This is a genomic window from Thiohalophilus sp. (genome assembly GCF_031581315.1).
In the GTDB taxonomy this organism is placed as follows: Bacteria; Pseudomonadota; Gammaproteobacteria; order UBA6429; family Thiohalophilaceae; genus Thiohalophilus.
This window is the reverse complement of sequence record NZ_JAVLAZ010000126.1, coordinates 1-5,115: the sequence shown is the minus strand read 5'-3', so window position 1 is coordinate 5,115 and position 5,115 is coordinate 1. Positions and strand designations below refer to the sequence as shown.

Genomic DNA, 5,115 nt, shown 5'->3' with positions numbered 1-5,115 from the left:
AGCTGGTCGTAGCGAGACGTGAATCGAATTAACTTCTCAACCTTGCCGCCGGGCGGTCGATAAGCTTGCCGGTTGGGTCTTTGTGCAGTCCCTCCGGAGACCGCCTGCTGAGGCTTTGCCGATTGTGTTGTTGTAACTAAACTGTGGTTATGTATCCCACCATTTTACTCAGGTTTATAGGGTTATTCTGCGCGGCGCTGGTGCTGGCGTTACCAACAGCGGCGCTGGCCACTGATGAGGAAACGCCCGCGCCGCTGGTGGTCTCGCAGGATCATAGCTGGCCGCCGTTAGCTTTTCGGGATCGCCACGGGGAGCCGCAGGGATTGCTGGTGGATCTCTGGCGGGCACTGGGCGAACAGATGGACCGGCCGGTGGAATTCAAGCTGGTGGACTGGCCGCAGACCATCGAACAGGTACGCGACGAACGGGCCGAGGTACATGGCGGCCTGTTCCCCTCGCCGGAGCGAGCAGAGTTTCTGGATTTTTCTCACCCCCTGCTGCCGCTGGAGACAGGGCTGTTCGTCAGTGCCGATGCTCGTGCCGAGTCGATTCTCGACCCGGCGCTGACGCCGATCGGGGTGGTAGCCGGCAGTTACGAACGGGAGTTTCTACAGGGTCGTTATCCGGATCTGCCGCTGCGGGAGTATCCCAATAATGCTGATCTTGTAGCTGCGGCGGTCGCCGGTGAGGTGGTCGCCTTTGCCGCCGATTACCCGGTTGGCCGTTATCTGCTGGATATTCATTCCACTCCGGGCAAGTTTCATGTGCTGAAAGTGCTGTACAGGCAGCAACTGGTGGCAGCGGTGCGCCCCGGTCAATCGGCCTTGCTGAAAACCATCAACGAGGCCATCGCTGAACTGGGCCCTGAAGAACTCGCCCGTATTACCAATCGCTGGATCCATACCGAAACCGTCGAGGTGACACCGCGCTGGCTGCTTCCGACTCTGGCCGGGATCACCGTGCCATTGGTGTTGTTGTTCATTCTCCTGTATATGCGGGCGCTGCGCCAGCAACGAACCCGGCTGCGCCGGGAACTGGCGGAGCGCAGCGAACAGTTTCAGATCCTGTTTGAGAACGCCGCAATCTCGATCATGGTGCATGACCGGGAGACAGCACAAGTGCTCGAAGCCAACGCCCGGGCCCTGGAAAGTTACGGGGTTCCGGATGTCGAAACGCTCAACCGGGTCGCTTTCACAGACGCAACGATCTGGGCCGGGCCGCCCTATTCACTGGCGGATATGCACGGCTGGATCACCCGGGTGCGCGAGCAGGGGCCGCAGCGGTTTGAATGGCTGACCTGCAGCATCGACGGCAAGACAACCTGGGAGGATGTCTTTCTGCGACAGATGCAGGTTGGTGGTAAACAACGCATTATCTCTACCGCGATCGATATCACCTCTCGCAAACAGGTCGAGGCCCGCCTGCAACGGCAGCTGGAACTGGAAGAGGTGGTACGGAAGATCTCGATTACACTGTTGATCTATCAGCCCGATAGAACCGATCCTCCCTGTATCGCCGATACCCTGGCGCTCCTTGGCGAATTCATGCAATCTCTGCGCTGTACCTTGTTCCATTACAACAGTGACACCGAAGGACTTGATCTGCTGAGCCAGTGGTGCGCGCCGGGCGTTGCCCCCAAAGAAGCGGATTTTCATATCCCGGCTGTCGTATTGAATCCGTATTATACGGTGTTGCTAAAGGGCGAACCCGTTATTGTCAACGCGAATGAAGACAACCTCCATATACTTGAACACGCCCTGATCGCCACCGATGTTAATATTCGCGAGATTCTGGCCCTGCCCATTTTGCGTGAAGGCGAGCTGAAAGAGGTGTTAATCCTCTCCTTCTCCGATATGCAGCAACACTGGCCACACACCGATATCCAGCTGTTACAGGTCGCCGCGGATATGATCGGCGGCACACTGGCGCGCCATAATCTGGAACAGGAACTGCAACGCCAGGCCAGTCACGACAGCCTGACCGGTCTGTATAATCGACGTAAATTCGAAGTAATGCTTTTACATGAACGGGAACGCGCAACCCGTTATCGGCGGCATCTGGCAATCATTCTGCTGGATATCGATCACTTCAAACTCGTCAACGACCGTTTCGGCCACAACGTCGGCGACGAGGTACTGCGGCAGCTGGCCGTTCTCATGCGCGAGCAGCGGCGCGATAGCGACGTCCTGGCACGCTGGGGAGGGGAGGAATTCATCATTCTGCTACCCGAAACCGATCTCGACGGCGCCCTGCACACCGCCGAGCTTTTACGACAATGCATTGCCGATACCCGGTTCTCCACTGTCGGGCAGGTAACCGTCAGTCTCGGCGTCAGCGCCTGTCGTCCCGGCGACACACCCGACAGCCTGATCAGCCGCGCCGATGACGCGCTGTACCAGGCCAAGGAAGCGGGGCGTAACCGGGTCAGACCGGCCCCTTCGGGGAGTGCTGAGTGCTGAGTGCTTAGTACTAAGTACTAAGTACTTTTAACTAATAATGGCATCGGACTGTCGAGGCAGCTGGCGAGGGTGCGCAGCAGTTCCTGGGCGGGGACGGTGGTGTTGCCGTCGTGCAGGATGCAGGCGGCGCAGGCTTTGAGCAGGCGGGGTTTGGCCAGGGGTTTGAGTTGCTCAAGCGTGTCGAGGGCGTTGTTGAGTGTGTTGAGATCGAGTGCGTCGCGTGGCAACAGGGTGAGATCGGTCATACCCGCTTCGGCCGCGCCGACATCAAAAGCCTGTGCGGCCTGTTGCGCGTCGGGGTATTCGGTATGCGCGACCAGCGAGAGGATCACCTGCAGCTGAGCTTTTACCTGCGTCAGCTTGCCATGTTTTGCTCTGGCGGGTTTGCGCAGGCCGAAGTATTCGTCGAGTTGTCGGATCACCAGCCGCTGCAGGATCCACTCCTTGAGATCGACGCGCTTGTCCGCGGCGATCAGGGCCTGCACCACACCGCGAAAACGGCGGTACTGTTCCTCCGACAACCCTTCCAGGGCCGGCAGGGTCAGTTCGATCAACGGCAGGCGGACTGCTTCGGGCAGATCCCGGCGCTGCGGCGCGAGGGCCTGGCATACCTGGACCACTTGCGGATCGGCCTGTTGTTCCAGCAGACGTTGTTGTTCGCGTTCCACTTCGGGACGGGGATCGAGTAACAGCACGTAGATCACCGCGCGGGCACCGAAGGGTTCGGCGGCGGCTTCGCGCAGTTCGGGCGGGATGCTATCGAGGATTGCCCGCGCGGCCTCGACCTGTTGCTCGTCGAAGTTACCGACCTGATCCACCATCTTGCCGGCGCTGAGGACACCGGCGGCGACCACGGCGCCGACAATATCCAGTGATGGTTTGGGAGCTGCTTCGGAAGCTGGCTCAATATCGGCGGCGGTGGATTGTTTAACCGGCACGACGAATTCGCCGTCCCAGGCAGGATCGAGGCGCTTGATCCGATCCGGCAACGGCGGGTGGGTGGAAAACAGCGACTGCATGAAGCCTTTGACGCCCTTGGCCAGGTAAGCGTGGCTGTACTCGGGGGCGGCCGGGGTTTCCAGCAGCGAGCCGTGCAGGCCGCCGCCGATTTTTTTCAGTGCTCCGGCGATGCCCTGCTTGTTGCGGGTAAACTGCACCGCCGAGGCGTCAGCCAGGTATTCACGCTGGCGGCTGACCATCGCCTTGATCCACTGGCCAAAGAAGTGGCCCACGTAACCGATCACCAGCAGGCCGATCCCCACGCCGATGATCGCCACCATCAGCCCGCCGGATTGCCGGTTGCGTGAAAGGCGCGCAAAGTACGACGAGCGCACCAGGAAATAGCCGATCAGTGCCAGCAACAAAATACCGTGCAGCACGCCGATCAGACGAATGTTCATGCGCATGTCGCCGTTGAAGATGTGACTGAACTCGTGGGCGATCACGCCCTGCAGTTCATCGCGGCTCAGCGTCTCCATGGCACCGCGGGTGATGCCGATCACCGCGTTGTTGGGACTGGAACCGGCGGCGAAGGCGTTGATGCCTTCTTCCTCCAGCAGATAGACCCGGGGCACCGGCATGCCGGCGGCGATGGCCATCTCTTCCACCACGTTCAGCAAACGGCGTTCGTCGGGATCGCGGCTGTCGGAACTGAGCGCGCGCCCGCCGAGCATCTCGGCCACCTTGTGACCGCCGCCGGAGAGCGACATTGTTTTATAGGCACTGCCGAGAAACACCAGCGCGATAATCACCGCCGCCACGCCGAGGAATACATCCCACTGAAACTGCTGTGCCAGTAGTGCAGGCGAGAAGGTCAGCACCCCGGTCTGGTTATAGGCGAGGGCCCCCAGCACGAGCAGATTGGTCAGCAGGATCAGCCCCGCCACCGCCAGCATAAACAGTACAACCAGCCAGCCGGTCTGGCGTCGGGCCCGATCCTGTGCTTCAAAAAAGTTCATGGCCTAGCGCAACAGCGGGATCAAAACGAGACCTTCGGCGCGGCCTGGATTTCGGCGCTGTCTTCGAACTCCAGCAGATGGGCATCCTGGCCGTGGCCGAACAGGCCGGCGAACACATTCTGCGGAAAGGATTGCTTGTAGGTGTTGTAGGCCATCACCGCATCGTTGAAGGCCTGGCGGGCGAAGGCGACCTTGTTCTCGGTACTGGTCAGCTCTTCGTTAAGCTGCATCATGTTCTGGTTGGCCTTGAGATCGGGATAGGCCTCGACCACCAGGTTAAAGCGCCCCAGCGCGCCGGCCAGGTTGCCTTCGGCCTGGCTGAGGTTATCGATCGCATCGGGGTTGCCGGGATCGTTATGGGCCTGATCCAGCCCCTGTTGCGCCGCGTTGCGTGCCTGCACGACGGCATCGAGGGTTTCGCGTTCGTGCTTGAGATAACCCTTGGCCGTTTCCACCAGATTGGGGATCAGATCATAACGGCGCTTGAGCTGCACCTCGATCTGGGCGAAGGCGTTCTTGAAACGGTTCTGCAATGCCACCAGGCGATTGTAGATCGCGATGATGTACACCACGATGATGCCCAGTACGACCAGGATCACGATTGTCGAAATATCCATTTTTGCTCTCCAGCGCGGTTCTTCAAACCATCATAGCCGGATATAAAATCAGGGGCTAGTTCTGAGTTCTGAGTTCTGAGT

The 5,115-nt window shown here is 59.7% G+C and carries 3 protein-coding genes; 1 reads left to right on the top strand and 2 read right to left on the bottom strand.

Annotated features, from left to right (window positions below):
- The first annotated feature begins 149 nt into the window (after window positions 1–149).
- Complete coding sequence (locus RI563_RS12445; RefSeq protein ID WP_310694707.1) at window positions 150–2,459, top strand: diguanylate cyclase; 2,310 nt, start codon at window positions 150–152, stop codon at window positions 2,457–2,459.
- A 17-nt stretch (window positions 2,460–2,476) separates the two neighbouring features.
- Here RI563_RS12445 and RI563_RS12440 read toward each other — a convergent pair whose 3' ends face one another.
- Both RI563_RS12440 and RI563_RS12435 read right to left on the bottom strand, forming a co-directional pair.
- On the bottom strand, window positions 2,477–4,417 hold the full coding sequence (locus tag RI563_RS12440) for a M48 family metallopeptidase (RefSeq protein WP_310694706.1): 1,941 nt from the start codon (window positions 4,415–4,417) through the stop codon (window positions 2,477–2,479).
- Between the two features lie 20 nt (window positions 4,418–4,437).
- Window positions 4,438–5,034: a LemA family protein gene (locus RI563_RS12435; protein WP_310694705.1), complete on the bottom strand. Its 597-nt coding sequence runs from the start codon at window positions 5,032–5,034 to the stop codon at window positions 4,438–4,440.
- Between the last annotated feature and the right edge of the window lie 81 nt (window positions 5,035–5,115).